Annotated in this window: 18 protein-coding genes and 1 tRNA gene; 15 read left to right on the forward strand and 4 right to left on the reverse strand. The window is 69.1% G+C overall.

Translation table 11 applies throughout. The annotated features are described in order from the left end of the window. Nucleotides 1-38 precede the first annotated feature (38 nt). Together EV670_RS04590 and EV670_RS04595 are read left to right on the forward strand one after the other, a co-directional pair. The gene (locus tag EV670_RS04590; protein WP_130430601.1) at nt 39-524 is read left to right on the forward strand and encodes a TspO/MBR family protein; all 486 of its coding nucleotides are present in this window, start codon (nt 39-41) and stop codon (nt 522-524) included. Continuing rightward, nucleotides 521-781, forward strand: coding sequence for a hypothetical protein (locus EV670_RS04595; protein WP_130430602.1), 261 nt, complete (start codon nt 521-523; stop codon nt 779-781). The genes EV670_RS04590 and EV670_RS04595 overlap by 4 nt, the downstream gene beginning before the upstream one ends. A 1-nt stretch (nt 782) precedes the next feature. Here EV670_RS04595 and EV670_RS04600 read toward each other — a convergent pair whose 3' ends face one another. Then, entirely contained in the window at nt 783-1703 is a 921-nt protein-coding gene (locus EV670_RS04600; RefSeq protein ID WP_130430603.1) for a YicC/YloC family endoribonuclease, read from the reverse strand. 25 nt (nt 1704-1728) lie between these two features. On the opposite strand from EV670_RS04600, the gene EV670_RS04605 reads away from it, so the two are divergent. The 6 genes from EV670_RS04605 (at nt 1729) to EV670_RS04630 (ending at nt 6881) form a co-directional block, all read left to right on the forward strand. Further along, entirely contained in the window at nt 1729-2697 is a 969-nt protein-coding gene (locus EV670_RS04605) for a serine/threonine protein kinase (protein WP_130430604.1), read from the forward strand. Between the two features lie 80 nt (nt 2698-2777). Continuing rightward, entirely contained in the window at nt 2778-3698 is a 921-nt protein-coding gene (locus EV670_RS04610; RefSeq protein WP_130430605.1) for a PP2C family protein-serine/threonine phosphatase, read from the forward strand. A 160-nt stretch (nt 3699-3858) separates the two neighbouring features. Beyond that, nucleotides 3859-4584 carry a ribonuclease PH gene (gene rph / locus EV670_RS04615; RefSeq protein ID WP_130430606.1) on the forward strand — a complete coding sequence of 242 codons (726 nt, stop codon included), beginning with the start codon at nt 3859-3861 and terminating at the stop codon, nt 4582-4584. 14 nt (nt 4585-4598) lie between these two features. Continuing rightward, nucleotides 4599-5246: an RdgB/HAM1 family non-canonical purine NTP pyrophosphatase gene (rdgB, locus tag EV670_RS04620; RefSeq protein ID WP_130430607.1), complete on the forward strand. Its 648-nt coding sequence runs from the start codon at nt 4599-4601 to the stop codon at nt 5244-5246. Further along, the gene (gene hemW / locus EV670_RS04625; RefSeq protein WP_130430608.1) at nt 5236-6477 is read left to right on the forward strand and encodes a radical SAM family heme chaperone HemW; all 1242 of its coding nucleotides are present in this window, start codon (nt 5236-5238) and stop codon (nt 6475-6477) included. The genes rdgB and hemW overlap by 11 nt, the downstream gene beginning before the upstream one ends. Next, on the forward strand, nt 6474-6881 hold the full coding sequence (locus EV670_RS04630; RefSeq protein WP_130430609.1) for a group II truncated hemoglobin: 408 nt from the start codon (nt 6474-6476) through the stop codon (nt 6879-6881). The genes hemW and EV670_RS04630 overlap by 4 nt, the downstream gene beginning before the upstream one ends. On the opposite strand, the gene EV670_RS04635 is transcribed toward EV670_RS04630, so the two are convergent. Continuing rightward, a complete protein-coding gene (locus tag EV670_RS04635) occupies nt 6878-7528 on the reverse strand; it encodes a Smr/MutS family protein (protein WP_207224994.1) in 651 nt (216 codons plus the stop codon). The two genes, EV670_RS04630 and EV670_RS04635, sit on opposite strands and share 4 nt — an antisense overlap. After that, nucleotides 7525-8199: a RadC family protein gene (radC, locus tag EV670_RS04640; RefSeq protein WP_130430611.1), complete on the reverse strand. Its 675-nt coding sequence runs from the start codon at nt 8197-8199 to the stop codon at nt 7525-7527. Before radC ends, EV670_RS04635 begins: the two co-directional genes overlap by 4 nt. A 247-nt stretch (nt 8200-8446) precedes the next feature. Here radC and EV670_RS04645 point away from each other — a divergent pair, with 247 nt between their 5' ends. From EV670_RS04645 to sorU, 7 genes are all read left to right on the forward strand, one after another. Then, nucleotides 8447-8899, forward strand: a complete 453-nt coding sequence (locus tag EV670_RS04645) for an FKBP-type peptidyl-prolyl cis-trans isomerase (protein WP_130430612.1) — start codon at nt 8447-8449, stop codon at nt 8897-8899. Next, nucleotides 8899-9906: a 4-hydroxy-3-methylbut-2-enyl diphosphate reductase gene (gene ispH, locus EV670_RS04650; RefSeq protein WP_207224995.1), complete on the forward strand. Its 1008-nt coding sequence runs from the start codon at nt 8899-8901 to the stop codon at nt 9904-9906. Before EV670_RS04645 ends, ispH begins: the two co-directional genes overlap by 1 nt. Nucleotides 9907-9983: 77 nt before the next feature. Continuing rightward, nucleotides 9984-11378, forward strand: a complete 1395-nt coding sequence (serS, locus tag EV670_RS04655; RefSeq protein ID WP_130430613.1) for a serine--tRNA ligase — start codon at nt 9984-9986, stop codon at nt 11376-11378. 41 nt (nt 11379-11419) lie between these two features. After that, nucleotides 11420-11510, forward strand: a tRNA-Ser gene (locus EV670_RS04660). A 107-nt stretch (nt 11511-11617) separates the two neighbouring features. Further along, on the forward strand, nt 11618-13147 hold the full coding sequence (locus EV670_RS04665; RefSeq protein WP_130430614.1) for an FAD-dependent monooxygenase: 1530 nt from the start codon (nt 11618-11620) through the stop codon (nt 13145-13147). A gap of 166 nt (nt 13148-13313) precedes the next feature. Continuing rightward, the gene (gene sorT / locus EV670_RS04670; RefSeq protein ID WP_130430615.1) at nt 13314-14522 is read left to right on the forward strand and encodes a SorT family sulfite dehydrogenase catalytic subunit; all 1209 of its coding nucleotides are present in this window, start codon (nt 13314-13316) and stop codon (nt 14520-14522) included. A 2-nt stretch (nt 14523-14524) separates the two neighbouring features. Further along, nucleotides 14525-14893 (forward strand): SorU family sulfite dehydrogenase c-type cytochrome subunit, encoded by a 369-nt coding sequence (gene sorU / locus EV670_RS04675; protein ID WP_130430616.1) that lies wholly within the window; start codon nt 14525-14527, stop codon nt 14891-14893. 8 nt (nt 14894-14901) lie between these two features. On the opposite strand, the gene EV670_RS04680 is transcribed toward sorU, so the two are convergent. Then, entirely contained in the window at nt 14902-15465 is a 564-nt protein-coding gene (locus tag EV670_RS04680; protein WP_130430617.1) for a flavodoxin family protein, read from the reverse strand. Between the last annotated feature and the right edge of the window lie 2 nt (nt 15466-15467).

Below are 15467 nucleotides of genomic sequence, written 5' to 3' on the forward strand. Positions count from 1 at the left end.
CGCGCCCGGCGCGCTCTGCGGCGAGGCTGCGTGAGCTGATGGCGCCGCGCCGCCGCAAGGCCGTGCTGTTAGCTGCACTCGCCGCGCTCGCGGTGGCCCTGCTCGGGGCGCTGTCGACCGAACTAGGACCTTGGTATCGCAGCCTGCAGCAACCGGCCTGGAAGCCCCCCGACGCCCTGTTCGGCCCGGCCTGGACGCTGATCTACGCACTGGCCGCGATGGCCGGCATCAAGGCCTGGGAGGCCGCGCCAGACCGCACGGCGCGCCAGTGGATCCTCGCGCTGTTTGCGCTCAATGCTCTGCTCAACGTGCTGTGGAGCCTGCTGTTCTTTCGCCTGCAGCGGCCGGACTGGGCGCTGGTCGAGGTCGGCTTCCTGTGGGCTTCGATCCTGCTGCTGATGGTGGTGCTCGGCCGCTGGTCGCGCGCCGCGGCCTGGTTGCTGCTGCCCTACCTGCTGTGGGTGAGCTTGGCGGCCACGCTCAACCTTGCCGTCGTGCGGCTCAACGGCCCGTTTGCACCATGAGCGACCCGGCCATCGTGGTGGTGCTGGCGTTGACGGCGCTCATGGTGCTGGCCATCGAAAGCGCGTTGCTCTGGGGTCGCCGCCGGCGCGGGCTGGCCGTCGGACAGTGGTTGCCCTTCGTGCTGGCCGGTGCCGGCCTGCTGCTGGCACTGCTGGCGGCAGCGCTCGGCATGCGCTGGCCGTGGGTTGGGGCCTGCCTCGCAATCGCCGGCGTGGCGCACGCCGCGGACCTGATCGCCCGCTGGCCGCGGGGCTGAATCACTCCAGGTTCTGCACCTGCTCGCGCATCTGCTCGATCGCGACCTTCATCTCGACCGCGATCTGGGTCAGTTCGATCGCGGCCGCCTTCGAGGCCAGTGTGTTGGCCTCGCGCAGCAGCTCCTGGATCAGGAAATCGAGCCGCTTGCCGACCTCGCCACCCTTGCCGAGCAGGCGGGCGATCTCGTCGAGGTGGCTGTCCAGGCGCGCCAGTTCCTCGGCCACGTCGATGCGGATCGCAAAGGCCGCGGCCTCATTGAGTGCGCGCTCCTGCAGCGCCTCGGCCGGCACGCTGCTGCTGGCGCCGCTGGCCTCGAGCGCGGCCTGCCAGCGCTCGAGAAAGCGTTCGCGCTGGCGCGCGACGACCTGCGGCACCAGCGGTTCGGCCAGGGCCTTGAGCTCGCGCAGGCGGGCGACACGCTGCATCAGCACCTCGACCAGCTTGGCGCCCTCGCGCGCGCGCGCCTCGTTGAGCGCATCGATCGCGCGCCGTGCGGTCTCCATCAGCAACTCGTCGACCTTCGGGGTGGCCGCGCCCGATCGACACCAGTGCAGTACCTCGTTGACCGACAGGCCCTGCGCGGTCGGCAACTGCTGCTGCACGCCGGCCTGCAGCAGCGCCAGCGCCGCCAGTTGCCCAGGCTGGGGCTGCGGCCAGGCCGCATCGACGCCGTCGCGCAGCGACAGCCGGATTTCGACCTTGCCGCGCTTGAGCTGGGTGCCAAGCAGTTCACGAAGCGCCGGCTCGAGCGCGCGCATTTCGTCAGGCATGCGAAATGCGAGGTCCAGGAATCGGCTGTTGACCGATCGCAGTTCAACCGCCACCGCGGCCGCTGCGCCTGTGTTCCGCGCGCCACTTTCCACTGTGGAAGAGGGCTCACCCAGGGCCTGGGCGTAGCCGGTCATGCTGTAGACTGGCATCGTTATCGCATTGCAAAATTCGATTATGTCAAAGGCCAAGCCCGCTCCATTGCCGGCAGGCACCGTGGTGGGGGGCTACCAGATCGTCAAGAAGTTGGCGGCTGGTGGTTTCGGCGTTGTCTATCTGGCCGAAGACAACGAGCGGCGTCTGATCGCGCTCAAGGAATATCTCCCCGCCTCGCTCGCCGAAAGGTCGCCGGGTGAGTTGACGCCGCGCGTCAAGCCGGAGAAGCAGCCGCTGTACCGGCTGGGGCTGAAGAGCTTCTTCGAGGAAGGGCGCTCGCTGGCCCAGATCAGCCACCCGAGCGTGGTCTCGGTGCTGAACTTCTTCCGCGAGAACGAAACCGTCTACATGGTGATGAACTACCTGCAGGGCGACACCCTGCAGGACTTCATCGTCACCGCGCGCGACTTGAAGCGCGACAAGGTGTTCCGCGAGAGCACGATCCGCAGCCTCTTCGACGAGATCCTGCGCGGCCTGCGCATCGTCCACCAGCACAAGATGCTGCACCTGGACATCAAGCCGGCCAACATCTTCATCACCAACGAGAACAAGGCGGTGATGCTCGACTTCGGCGCCGCGCGCGAGGTGCTGAGCAAGGAAGGCAACTTCATCCGCCCGATGTACACGCCGGGTTTCGCGGCGCCCGAGATGTACCGCCGCGACGGCACCCTCGGCCCCTGGACCGACATCTACGCGATCGGCGCCTGCATCTACGCCTGCATGCAGGGCTACCCGCCAAACGACGCTCCGCAGCGGCTCGAGAAGGACCGGCTCGGCCTGTCGCTCTCGCGCCTGCGCAACGTCTACTCGGACAACCTGATCGAGGTCACCGAGTGGTGCATGTCGATCGATCCGCTGTCGCGTCCGCAGAGCGTGTTTGCGCTGCAGAAGGAACTCGCGCGCGAGACCGAGCGCCGCTATACCAAGCTCAGCTTCAGCGAAAGGCTGAAGCTGCAGCTCGAAAACATCAAGACCGGCGCCAAGGCCTGAAATGCAGCCCCCACACTCTCTTCGCTCGCTGCCCCCCGAGGGGGCGTCTCAGTACCTTCGGGCGGCCGGGCGGTACTGAGATGCGTTTCTCTGTTTACCAGGTCAGCCGCAAGGGCGGCCGCGAGAAGAACGAAGACCGCATGGGCTATTGCTACACGCGGGACTGCGGCCTGTTCGCGCTCGCCGACGGCATGGGCGGCCATCCCGAGGGCGAGGTCGCCTCTCAGCTTGCGCTGCAGACCCTGGCCGCGATGTTCCAGCGCGATGCCAAGCCGGTGCTCAAGGACCCGACGCGCTTCCTGCACGACTCGGTGATCGCCGGCCACCACCAGTTGCTCCGCTACGCCACCGAGAAGGCGCTGATCGACACTCCGCGCACCACCATCATCGCCTGCGTGCTGCAGGGCAATGCGGCCTACTGGGCCCATTGCGGCGACTCGCGGCTGTACCTGGTGCGCGGCGACAAGCTGATCGCCCGCACCCGCGACCACAGCTATTCCGAGCTGCAGGAAACGCTGGCGCAGGTGGTGCCGATGGGCGAGCGCTTCAATCGCAACGTGCTGTTCACCTGCCTCGGCAGCCCCGGCAAGCCGGTGGTCGACACCGTCGGGCCGATGATCATGCAGAGCGGCGATAAGCTGCTGCTGTGCTCCGACGGCCTCTGGGGCACGGTCGAGGACGACGAGATCACGGCCCAGCTCGCGGCGCGCCCGATCTCGGATGCGGTACCGGAACTGGTCGAGACCGCGCTGCGCAACGGCGGCGCCAAGAGCGACAACGTGACCGTGCTCGCAGTCGAATGGGAATCGGCCGAAGACACCGACACCAACCGCGGCATCTCGACCCAGACCCTGGGCGAGGAGGTCTTTGCCTCGACCATCCAGGCCAGCGTCGGTGCCGGCAGCACCGACTTCGACGAACTCGACGAGGCCGAGATCGAGCGCTCGATCCGCGAGATCAACGAGGCGATCCAGCGTTCTTCTCAGCAGAAGAAGAGCTGAGGACGGCGGCTCACGGGCCGATAGTTCGGCCTGGGACGGGACGAAGGCCGTCGAGCTCTGCGAGCGGCATGAGGCCGAAGCGCGCGACAATCGTCGCCACCGCAGAGCAAGAGAACGGGGCCGCATCAGGCCCCGTCGCAATTCCACGAGGCCTTCGCAGATGACTTCTCCCCGTCCCGGCAACCGCGCCGCCGATTCGCTGCGCGCCGTCACGATCACGCGCCACTACACCAAGCATGCCGAGGGCTCGGTGCTGATCGCCTTTGGCGACACCAAGGTCCTCTGCACCGCCTCGGTCGAGGAGAAGGTGCCGCCGCACAAGCGCGGCTCGGGCGAGGGCTGGGTCACGGCCGAGTACGGCATGCTGCCGCGCGCCACCCACACGCGCAGCGACCGCGAGGCCGCAAAGGGCAAGCAGAGTGGCCGCACGCAGGAGATCCAGCGCCTGATCGGGCGCTCGCTGCGGGCGGTCTTCGACCTCAAGGCGCTCGGCGAGCGCACGATCCACCTCGACTGCGACGTGTTGCAGGCCGACGGTGGTACCCGCACGGCAGCGATCACCGGCGCCTGGGTGGCGGCGGCCGATGCCGTCAACCGGCTGCTGGCCGAGGGCAAGCTGGCCGCCAGCCCGCTCAAGGACCACGTGGCGGCGATCAGCGTCGGCATCCTCGACGGTGCGCCCCTGCTCGATCTGGAGTACGTCGAAGACGCGGCCTGCGACACCGACATGAATGTCGTGATGACCGGCGCCGGCCACTACGTGGAAGTGCAGGGCACCGCCGAGGGCGTGGCGTTCACGCGGGCCGAGATGGACCGCCTGCTGATGCTGGCCGAGGCCGGCATTGCGAGCTTGGTGCAGACGCAGAAGGCCGCGCTGAGCGCCTGATCGACGCGCGCACCATGAAGCTTGTCCTCGCCTCCAACAACGCCAAGAAGCTGGCGGAGTTGCGCACGCTGTTCGCGTCCTTGCCGCTGGAACTGGTGACGCAGGGCGCGCTCGGCATCGCCGAGGCCGAGGAGCCGCATCTGACCTTCATCGAGAACGCGCTGGCCAAGGCGCGCCATGCCGCGCGCGCCAGCGGGTTGCCGGCGATCGCCGACGACTCCGGCCTCTGCGTCGACGCGCTCGACGGCGCGCCCGGCGTCGCTTCGGCGGTGTTCGCGCCATTGCCAGCGCCGGTCGATGGCAACCGAGAGCAATTGCGCGCGCTGCAGGACGCTGCGAACAACACGTTGCTGCTCGAGCGCCTGCAGGGCGTTTCGGATCGCCGCGCGCGCTTCGTCAGCGTGCTGGTCGCGGTGCGCCATGCCGACGATCCGGAGCCGCTGGTGGCGGTCGGCCGCTGGGAGGCCGAGATTCTCGACGCGCCGCGCGGCAGCGGCGGCTTCGGCTACGACCCGCTGGTCTGGATCGCCTCGCTGCATGCCAGCGTGGCCGAACTCGATGCCGAGGTGAAGAACGCGATGAGCCACCGCGCCCGCGCCGCGGCCCAGATGTTTGGCCTGATGCGCGACGGCTGGTCGCTGGTGCGGGGCGATGGCCACTGAGATCCCCATCCGTGCGGCGTCCCTCACGCAGAAGCCGCTGAGGCTGCACCAGCAGCCCGGCGCGCTGCGCCTGAGCGCGTTGCCGCCGCTCTCGCTCTACGTGCACCTGCCGTGGTGCCTTAAGAAGTGCCCCTACTGCGACTTCAATTCGCATGAGCTCCGAGGTGCCGATGGCACCTTGCCGGAGGCGACCTACCTCGACGCGCTGCTCGCCGATCTCGAAGCCGCGCTGCCGCTGGTCTGGGGCCGGCCGGTCGTCAGCGTCTTCGTCGGCGGCGGCACGCCGAGCCTGTTCTCGCCCGAGGCCATCGAGCGCCTGCTGGCCGACGTGCGCGCACGGTTGCCGCTGCAGCCCGGCTGCGAGATCACCCTCGAGGCAAACCCGGGCACCTTCGAGCGCGCGCGCTTTCGTGCCTTTCGCGCGGCCGGCGTCACGCGACTGTCGGTCGGCGTGCAGAGCTTCGACGACGCCAAGCTCAAGATCCTCGGCCGCGTGCACGACCGCGCCCAGGCGATCGCCGCGGTGGAGGAGGCCGCGGCCTCCTTCGACACCTTCAATCTCGACCTGATGTACGCGCTGCCGGGCCAGGACCTCGCCCAGCTCGATGCCGATCTGGGCCAGGCGCTGGCCTTCGCGCCGCCGCACCTGAGCCTCTACCACCTGACGATGGAGCCCAACACCGTGTTCGGCTCCAGGCCGCCGCCCGGCCTGCCCGACGACGACCTCGCCAGCGAGATGCTCGACCGCGTCACCGAGCGCACGGCGCTCGCCGGCCTCGAGCGTTACGAGGTCTCGGCCTTCGCGCGGACCGGCCACCGCTGCCGCCACAACCTCAACTACTGGGGCTTCGGCGACTACCTCGGCATTGGCGCCGGCGCCCACAGCAAGCTCAGTTTTGCCGAGCGCATCCTGCGCCAGGTGCGCTGGCGCGAGCCGGCGGCCTACATGCAGAAGGCCCGCGCGGGCCAGGCGGTGAGCAACGAGCACGAGGTCGCGGCGGCCGAACTGCCCTTCGAGTTCATGCTCAACCTGCTGAGGTTGCGCGAGGGCTTCGAACTCTCGCTGTTCGTCGAGCGCACCGGACTGCCGGCCGGCGCGGTGCTCGGCGCACTCGAGACCGCACGCGCCAAGGGCCTCGTCGACTTCGACGGCCTGCAGGTGCGGCCCACCGCGCGCGGCTTTGATTTCCTGTCCGATCTGCAGGCGCTGTTCCTGGAGGTAGCGGAATGAGTGAAGAAGACACCCAGACCGAACAACCAACCGCCTACGAGTTGCTCGGCGGCGACGAGGTGGTGCACGCGCTGGTCGAGCGCTTCTACGACCTGATGGATCTCGAGCCGGCCTACGCCGCGCTGCGCGCCGTGCATCCGCCGGCGCTGCAATCGGCGCGCGATAAGCTCTACTGGTTCCTCAGCGGCTGGCTCGGCGGGCCGGACCACTACATCTCGCGCTTCGGTCACCCGATGCTGCGCGCGCGCCACCTGCCGTACCCGATCGGCATCCGCGAGCGCGACCAGTGGCTGGCCTGCATGGAGCAGGCGATGGCGGAGACGGGCATCGAACAGGCGATCCGCACGCGGCTGGCCGAGTCCTTCGCCGGCACGGCAAACTGGATGCGCAACAAGGGCGCCTAGGCCGCGGGCACTGCGCCCAGCAGCACCACCAGAGCGCCCGCGCCACCTTCGGCCGCACGCGCCTGCACGAAGGCCATCACCTCGGCCTTCTGCACCAGCCAGCGCCGCACCACGTCCTTGAGCACCGCCTGCCGGCCGGGCGAGCCGTTGCCCTTGCCGTGCACCACGCGCACGCAGCGCAGGCCGTGGCGGCTGGCGTCGCGCAGGAAGGCGCCGAGCTGTTCGCGCGCCTCGTCGCGGCGCAGGCCGTGCAAGTCGATCTGGGCCTGGATCACCCAGGCGCCGCGCCGCAGCTTGAGCACCACGTCGGGCCCGATGCCGGGCCGGCGAAAGGCGAGCGCGGCATCGGTTTCGAGCAGCGACTCGATGTCCATCTCGTCGGAGATCGACTCCTTCAGCACCGCCTGTTCGTCGCGCTGTCGCTGCAGCGGCTGCGCCGGCGGACGCGGCCGCTGCGGGGTGGCGCGGCCGCGCTCGGGCAGCCGCGTGACCGGACCGACCGCCAGCGCGAAGGCCTCGCGTTCGCGCCGGGCGGCCGCCTCGCGCTCGCGCGCCTCGGCGGCCAGCCGCTCCGCTTCGCGGGTGCGCGCGTCGATCTGCTTCTTCAGCACCCGCAGGCCCTCGAGTCCGTGCAGCGGCTTGCTCACAGCAGCCCCCGTTCCGCAAACGAGACGGTGCAACCGCTGCCGACCACGATGTGGTCGAGCACGCGCACGTCGACCAGCGCCAGCGCCTCCTTGAGCGAGCGCGTGAGGAACTCGTCGGCGCGCGAGGGCTCGGCCATCCCGGAAGGATGATTGTGGGCCAGGATCACCGCCGAGGCGTTGAGCGCCAGCGCGCGTTGCACCACCTCGCGCGGGTAGACGCTGGTCTGGCTCAGCGTGCCCTGGAACAGCGTCTCGAAGGCCAGCAGCCGCTGCTGGTGATCGAGGAATAGCACCGAGAAGACTTCGCGCGTGAGCTGGCTCAACTGCAGCTGCAGGTAGTCCTTGACCGCGGCCGGCGACTCGAACACCGGCCGCTCGCGCAGCGTCGCGGCAAGCGCGCGCCGGGCCAGTTCGATCACCGCCGACAATTCCGCTCGCTTGGCCGGACCCAGGCCCTTGACGCCTTCGAGCGCCGCCGCAGGCGTGGCCAGCAGGCCGGCGACGCCGCCGCTGCGATCGAGCAGCGCCTGCGCCAGTTGCAGCACGTCCTGGCCCTGGCTGCCGGTGCGCAGCAGCAGCGCCAGCAACTCGGCGTCGGCCAGCGCGGCGGGGCCGAGCGCGAGCAGTTTCTCGCGCGGTCGCAGGGCGGCAGGCAGGTCTTTGAGGCTCATGGCGGCGGCGCCTTCCCGGCGCGGCGGAAGGTTAGTGTGCTGTCCCGTGGGTATCTGCACATGAAGGCGCGCCTTTCGGGCCATGGCGGCGTTGCAAATCCTCGCGATACGCAACGGTATCGCTGCGGTTTGCGCCTTGCCCTGACCCGAAACGCATCGTCTTCATCGTGTGCAGCTACCCACGGAACAGCACACACGGTGCAAAAACTACAATCGGCACCAGTCTAGCCAAGCCTTTGCCCCCGCCGTGCCCACCGTCCAGCCAGGATCCTTCCTGACCCTCCACTACCGCCTTGCCAGCCGCGACGGCGTCGACGTGGTCAATACCTTCGGCGGTCCGCCGGCCACGCTCTCGCTCGGCGCCGGCGAGTTGGCGCCGGCGATCGAGGCGCGCCTGATCGGCCTGGAGGAGGGCACGCGCAGCGCCTTCGAACTGGCCGCCGGCGAGGCCTTCGGCGAGCGCAACCCCGAACTGCTGCAGCGCGTGAAGCTCGCGCTGCTGCGCGAGCTGGGCGATCCCGACGAACGCTACAGCGTCGGCGACGTGGTGCAGTTCCCGACGCCCGACGGCGCCGGCAGCTACGCCGGCGTGGTGCGCGAGATCGGGCCGGCGGCCGAGGACTGGGCGCTGTTCGACTTCAACCACCCGCTCGCCGGCCAGCCCGTGCGCTTCGAGGTCCAACTGATCGGAGTGCTCTGATGACCGCAAACACCGACACCCTGGTCGGCGAGGTGCTGCTGGCCGAGCCGCGCGGCTTCTGCGCCGGCGTCGACCGCGCCATCGAGATCGTCGAGCGGGCGCTGACCAAGTTCGGCGCGCCGATCTACGTGCGCCACGAGATCGTGCACAACACCTACGTGGTCAACGATCTCAAGGCCAAGGGCGCGATCTTCATCGAGGACCTGGCCGAGGTGCCGCCCGGCGCGACGCTGGTGTTCAGCGCCCATGGCGTCAGCCAGGCGGTGCGGCGCGAGGCCGCCGAGCGCGGCTTCAGCGTCTTCGACGCGACCTGCCCGCTGGTCAACAAGGTTCACATCGAGGTCGCCAAGCTCGCCAAGGAAGGCTACGAGTTCATCATGATCGGCCACAAGGGTCACCCCGAGGTCGAAGGCACGATGGGCCAGCTCAACGAGGGCATCTACCTGGTCGAGGACGTGGCCGATGTCGCCGCCGTGCGCCCGCGCGGGACCAAGCTCGCGGTGGTCACTCAGACCACGCTCAGCGTCGACGACGCCGCCGAGATCCTGGCCGAGGTCAAGCGCTGCTTTCCGGAGGTGCGCGAGCCCAAGCAGCAGGACATCTGCTACGCCACGCAGAATCGCCAGGACGCGGTCAAGGTGCTGGCGCCCACGGTCGACCTGGTCATCGTGGTCGGCAGCCCGACCAGTTCCAACAGCAACCGGCTGCGCGAGCTGGCGCAGCGGCTGGGCACGACGGCCTTCATGATCGATGCCGCCTCCGACCTGCAGCAGCAATGGCTCGACGACGCCCGCCGTGACGGCCAGCCGCTGCGCGTGGGCCTCACCGCCGGCGCCTCGGCGCCCGACATCCTGGTGCAGCAGGTGATCGCCCGCCTCAAGGCGCTCGGTGCCGGTGCGGTGCGCAAGATGGAAGGCGTGAAGGAGACCGTGCACTTCCCGCTGCCGCTGGGCCTGGGCGACAAGTCGATGGCGGAGCTGGGCGGCGGGTCGAGTTCCCGATCCTGAACTTCTCCGTTCGCCATCCCTGAGCGAACGGCACCCGCGGGTGCCGTTTCCACAACCGATTCAGTGAAAGCATCCTCATGCTCGACATCAGCCTGCTGCGCAAGGACCTCGACGCCGTCGTCGAGCGTCTGGCCCGGCGCCAGAACCCTCAGCCCTTTCTCGACGTGGCGGCCTTCCGCACGCTCGAGTCCGAGCGCAAGACGATCCAGACCCGCACCGAGGAGCTGCAGGCGCGTCGCAACAGCCTGTCCAAGCAGATCGGCCAGCTCAAGGCCAAGGGCGAAGACGTCAATGCCGTGATGGCCGAGGTCGGTGGCATCGGCGACGAACTCAAGGCCAGCGCCGTGCGACTCGAGGCCATCCAGGCCGAGCTGCAGGGCATGCTGATGGCGATCCCGAACCTGCCGCAGGACAGCGTGCCGGTGGGCGCCGACGAGAGCGGCAACGTCGAGGTGCGGCGCTGGGGCACGCCGCGCGCGATGGATTTCGCGCCCAGGGACCACGTGGACCTCGGCGCACCGCTCGGGCTGGACTTCGAGACCGGTGCCAGGCTCAGCGGTGCGCGCTTCTCCTTCCTGCGCGGCCCGGTCGCTCGGCTGCACCGGGCGCTCGCGCAGTTCATGCTCGATCTGCAGACGCAGGAGCATGGCTACACCGAGTGCTACACGCCCTACATCGTCAACCGCGAGATCCTGGAGGGCACCAGCCAGCTGCCAAAGTTCGAGGACGATCTCTTTGGCGTGATTGCGAGCCCAGGTGCGTATAGACGCGCAGTTGCGCACGCACCGGGTTCCGCAGGAAGTTCCGGTGCGGACGTTTATGTGCAGGAGCGCGACGATGGCGCCGAGCGTCTTGAGGTCAAGCCCAGGAACCAGTACCTCATTCCCACCAGCGAAGTTACGCTGACCAACACCGTGCGCGAGCAGATCCTCGACGCCGCGCAGTTGCCGATCAAGCTCACCGCCCACAGCCCCTGCTTTCGCTCCGAGGCTGGCAGCGCCGGGCGCGACACGCGCGGCATGATCCGCCAGCACCAGTTCGACAAGGTCGAGATGGTGCAGATCACCAAGCCCGAGGACAGCGACGCCGCGCTCGAGCAGATGGTCGGCCACGCCGAGGCCGTGCTGCAGAAGCTCGAGCTGCCGTACCGCGTGATCACGCTGTGCACCGGCGACATGGGCTTCGGCGCGGCGCGCACCTACGACCTCGAGGTCTGGCTGCCGGCGCAGAACACCTATCGCGAGATCAGCAGCTGCTCCAACTGCGAGGCCTTCCAGGCGCGGCGCATGCAGGCGCGCTATCGCAACGCCCAGGGCAAGACCGAGCTGGTGCACACGCTCAACGGCTCGGGCCTCGCGGTCGGCCGTGCGCTGGTGGCGGTGCTCGAGAACCACCAGAACGCCGACGGCTCGATCAACGTCCCGCCCGCATTGCGGCCGTACCTGGGTGGGCTGGACCGCCTCGCCGTCTGAGCTATAATTTCGAGCTTCGCCGACCACGGCGACACCAACAAGGAGCGGTGGCAGAGTGGTCGAATGCGCCGGACTCGAAATCCGGTTCACGGTTATGCCGTGACGTGGGTTCGAATCCCACCTGCTCCGCCAGTTTCTCGCACGAGAACTGAGATCAAAGCCGCCGACCAGGCGGCTTTTTTCTTGCCCGCCGATCGGCGGCGGCGATGCCTACACTGCGCCATCTCGAGGAGCGCAGCATGGCCAACACGCAGCAGCAGCTACCCGTGCTGATCGTCGGCGCCGGCCCCACCGGCCTGGTGCTGGCCCTGTGCCTGGCGCGACAGGGCATCCGCTTTCGCATCGTCGATCGCGCTTCCGGGCCTGGCTTGGCCTCGCGTGCGATGGCGGTGCAGGCACGCACGCTCGAGCTCTACGACCAGCTCGGCATTGCCGACGCGGTGCTGGCGCAGGGCATCCGGATGGAGCAGATCCACATGCGTTCCGGCGGCACCGAGTTCGTGCGGCTCCAGCTCGGCGAACTCGGCGCCAGCCTCAGCCCCTATCCCTTTGCGCTGTGCTTCGCGCAGGACGAGCACGAGCGCTTTCTGGTCGAGCGGCTGCGCGCCGAGGGCGTCGAGGTCGAGTGGGGCGTCGAGCTCGATGGCCTCGAGCAGGACGCCCAGGGCGTGCGTGCACGGCTGGTCGGCAACGGCCGCGAGCAGAGCTGCCACGCGGCCTGGCTGTGCGGCGCCGACGGCGCCCACAGCGCGGTGCGCCAGTGCCTGGGCCTCGGCTTTCCCGGCGGCACCTATGAGCAGCGCTTCTACGTGGCCGACGTGCAACTGGCCGGTCCCGGCAGCGACGACCTCTTCGCCAGCCTCGGTGCCGGCGCGCTCGGGCTGGTGCTGCCGGTGCGACGCAGCGGCATGAAGAGGCTGATCGGCACGGTACCGCCGGCGCTGGTCGGGCGCGACGACGAGCTGACGTTTGCCGAACTGCAGCCCTTCATCGAGTCGCTGGTCGACGTGCGCGTCGAGCAGCTCAACTGGTTCTCGACCTACAAGGTCCATCACCGGGTCGCCGAGCGCTTCAGGGTCGGCCGCGTCTTCATCGCCGGCGACGCGGGGCATGTGCACAGTCCGGCCGGCGGCCAGGGCATGAACACCGGCATCGGCGACGCCTTCAACCTGGCGTGGAAGCTGGCCGAGGTCATCCGGGGCCGCGCCGCTCCGGGCCTGCTCGACAGCTACGAGCCCGAGCGCATCGCCTTTGCGCGCAAGCTGGTCGAGACCACCGACCGCGTGTTCCAGGGCATGGTCAGCCAACACTGGGGCGGGCGTCTGCTGCGAACCCGTCTGCTGCCGCTGCTGGCGCCGATGGCGACCGAGCTGGCGCCGGTGCGGCGGGCCATGTTCCGCACCATCTCGCAGATCCGCATCAACTACCGCAACAGCGCGGCCAGCGAAGGGCAAGCGGGGCAGGTGCACGGCGGCGATCGACTGCCGTGGGTGCCGTCGGCGGAGGGTGGGAACTTCGGGTCGTTGCGCGGGCTGGTGTGGCGCATCCACGTCTACGGCAGCGCGAGCCCGTCGTTGGCCGCAGCGGCTCGGCGGCTGGGCTTGCCCATCGACCGCTTCGCCTGGGACGCCGCCGCCTTGCAAGCCGGGCTCGAGTGCGACGCGGCCTATCTGCTGCGGCCGGACGGGCATGTGGCATTGGCCTGGTCCGATCAAGGCGTTGCTCGCCTGGAAGCATTCATCGATCGTCTGGCACTGAAGCCAGGCTGACTGCCGTGGCCCCGAGCTGGTTGGCTTCCGCCGCGCGGTCGCGGCGATCACCGAGGGTTTGTCACCTCGCCCCCTGCGTTGAAACGGGCACCATGATCATGTCGATCGCGGCCGCCGAGGCGAGGCATCCGAGCTCGTCCGGATCGACGGCTCCCAAGGAGACACGATGAACGAATGCCCGATTTCGCTGCCGCGCCGTCATCTGCTGGCAGGCAGTGCCAGCGCCCTGGCCGCCGCCGGCCTGGCTACCTTCGCGCGCGGCAGTCTGGCTCAGACGGCGGCGCCCAAGCCGCTGCCGGCCTTCGCAAGCTGGAAGGATCCGGCCAGCTTTATCGTGCACAGCAGCAGCACCATCGAGACTAGGCGCAGCGTGTTTGGCACCAGCGTCGTCACGCCGGCCGAGCAGCTTTACGTCCGCAACAACCTGCCCCCGCCCGACCCGGCCGTCGTGATTGACCGCGATGCCTGGGAGCTGACGATCGAGGGCGTCAAGACGCCGCGCAAGTTCACGCTCCGCGAGTTGAGGACGATGGACATCGAGACCACGGCGATGGTGCTGCAGTGCTCGGGCAATGGTCGCGGCTTCTTCCCCAACAAGCCCAGCGGCACCCCGTGGACGGTGGGTGCGGCCGGTTGCGTGGTGTGGAGTGGCGTGCCGGTGCGCCGCGTGGCCGAAGCATTGGGTGGCGTGGCGCCGGGGCTGGCCTACATGACGGGCACCGGTGGCGAGAAGTTGCCGGAGGGCCTGGACCCGTTGAGCGTGATCGTCGAGCGATCGGTGCCGGTACAGGCCATGGGAGATGCCCTACTGGCCTGGGAGATGAACGGCGCGCCGATCTCGCTCGCCCATGGCGGCCCGCTGCGCCTGATCGTGCCCGGCTACACCGGGGTCAACAACATCAAGTACATCAAGCGCCTGGCCTTCACCGCCAGGGAAAGCGAGGCCAAGATCATGTCGCACGGCTATCGGCTGTCACCACCCGGTGCCAAGGGCGACCCGAGCCAGCCGTCGGTGCAGGAGATGAGCGTCAAGTCCTGGATCAACTCGCCAAGCCCGGAGGCGAGCACGCTGAAGGCGGGGCTGGTGCAGATCCACGGCGTGGCTTTCGGCGGGCTGCACGCGGTGAGTCGGGTCGAGGTGTCGCTCGACGGCGGCAAGAAATGGAGCGACGCGCGCTTCGTAGGGCCGGACCTTGGCCGCTACGCGTGGCGCCAGTTCGTGCTGGCGGCCAAGTTGCCACCCGGCAGCTTCACCCTGGTCAGTCGTGCCACCGACGTGGCGGGCAATGTGCAGCCCGAACAGCGCCTCGAAAACGCTGGCGGCTACAACAACGCCAGCTGGGCCGACCATGCGGTGAACGTTTCGGTGGCCTGAGCATGCGTGCCCGTCTGGCGCCAGATCTCCCCATCCAACGCTGTGGCGCGGCCGGCTGGCTTGCCCTTGCCCTGGCGCTCCCTGTGTTGCCGGTGCTTGCCGCCGACCAGTCCGCGCAGCTCGAAATCGGCAAGAAGCTGTTCATGAGCGGCGCGGTGCCTGCTTGCGCCGTGTGTCACACGCTGCAGGCTGCAGGCGCGGAAGGGGCGGTGGGCCCCGTTCTCGACGAACTGAAGCCGGATGCGGCGCGCGTAGCCAAGGCCTTGCGCGATGGCCTGGGGCAAATGCCTTCCTACAAGGGCAAGCTCAGCGACGAGCAGATCGACGCTATCGCCGCGTACGTGGCCCAGGCCAGCGGCGGCGCCCGCTGATACGAACATCAATCGGCCGCGCCTTCGCCGAACAGGCGCCTGGCCTGTGCCAGCGCCGCCTCGTCGGCGCGCACCGCGCCGGGCGCGCCGCCCAGGCCCCACAGCGCGCCGCCAAATCCCATCGAGAGGAACTCGGCGCACAGCGCGTAGCTGTCGATCATCGGTTGCGCCTTGGCGCGGTGGCCGCTGGTCGTCACGACCCACAGGCGCTTGCCGGCCATGCGCGGCTTGAAGTCGACGCCGGGCACCCGCATCCACGCGCTCCAATGGTCGAGATAGAGCTTGAGCGGCGCCGGCACCGAGTACCAGTAGACCGGCGAGACGAAGACCAGGTCGCTGGCCGCCAGCGTGGCGTCGAGCAGCAGCCTGCCGTCGCCCTCGGGCATCGGGTAGACGCCGCCGGCGTGGCGCACGTCGACGAAGCGCGACAGCCGCATCTCGTTGAGCCGCAGCCACTGCTGCGACACCGCGGGCGGCAGCATCGCGGCCGCTGCTTGCGCCAGTTCCTCGGTGTTGCCGAGGATGCCGGGCTCGCGGGTGCTGGCGTTGAGGAAGAGGAAGCTGCGGCTCATCG

It is taken from the genome of Rivibacter subsaxonicus (genome assembly GCF_004217215.1).
GTDB classification, from domain to species: Bacteria; Pseudomonadota; Gammaproteobacteria; order Burkholderiales; family Burkholderiaceae_C; genus Rivibacter; species Rivibacter subsaxonicus.

Coding starts and splice junctions, on each gene's coding strand:
- EV670_RS04610 (WP_130430605.1), top strand. CDS start 2,778: ATGCGTTTCTCTGTTTACCAGGTCAGCCGCAAGGGCGGCCGCGAGAAG.
- EV670_RS04605 (WP_130430604.1), top strand. CDS start 1,729: ATGTCAAAGGCCAAGCCCGCTCCATTGCCGGCAGGCACCGTGGTGGGG.
- rdgB (WP_130430607.1), top strand. CDS start 4,599: ATGAAGCTTGTCCTCGCCTCCAACAACGCCAAGAAGCTGGCGGAGTTG.
- serS (WP_130430613.1), top strand. CDS start 9,984: ATGCTCGACATCAGCCTGCTGCGCAAGGACCTCGACGCCGTCGTCGAG.
- EV670_RS04595 (WP_130430602.1), top strand. CDS start 521: ATGAGCGACCCGGCCATCGTGGTGGTGCTGGCGTTGACGGCGCTCATG.
- EV670_RS04630 (WP_130430609.1), top strand. CDS start 6,474: ATGAGTGAAGAAGACACCCAGACCGAACAACCAACCGCCTACGAGTTG.
- rph (WP_130430606.1), top strand. CDS start 3,859: ATGACTTCTCCCCGTCCCGGCAACCGCGCCGCCGATTCGCTGCGCGCC.
- EV670_RS04590 (WP_130430601.1), top strand. CDS start 39: ATGGCGCCGCGCCGCCGCAAGGCCGTGCTGTTAGCTGCACTCGCCGCG.
- hemW (WP_130430608.1), top strand. CDS start 5,236: ATGGCCACTGAGATCCCCATCCGTGCGGCGTCCCTCACGCAGAAGCCG.
- EV670_RS04600 (WP_130430603.1), bottom strand. CDS start 1,703: ATGCCAGTCTACAGCATGACCGGCTACGCCCAGGCCCTGGGTGAGCCC.
- sorU (WP_130430616.1), top strand. CDS start 14,525: ATGCGTGCCCGTCTGGCGCCAGATCTCCCCATCCAACGCTGTGGCGCG.
- EV670_RS04680 (WP_130430617.1), bottom strand. CDS start 15,465: ATGAGCCGCAGCTTCCTCTTCCTCAACGCCAGCACCCGCGAGCCCGGC.
- radC (WP_130430611.1), bottom strand. CDS start 8,199: ATGAGCCTCAAAGACCTGCCTGCCGCCCTGCGACCGCGCGAGAAACTG.
- sorT (WP_130430615.1), top strand. CDS start 13,314: ATGAACGAATGCCCGATTTCGCTGCCGCGCCGTCATCTGCTGGCAGGC.
- ispH (WP_207224995.1), top strand. CDS start 8,899: ATGACCGCAAACACCGACACCCTGGTCGGCGAGGTGCTGCTGGCCGAG.
- EV670_RS04665 (WP_130430614.1), top strand. CDS start 11,618: ATGGCCAACACGCAGCAGCAGCTACCCGTGCTGATCGTCGGCGCCGGC.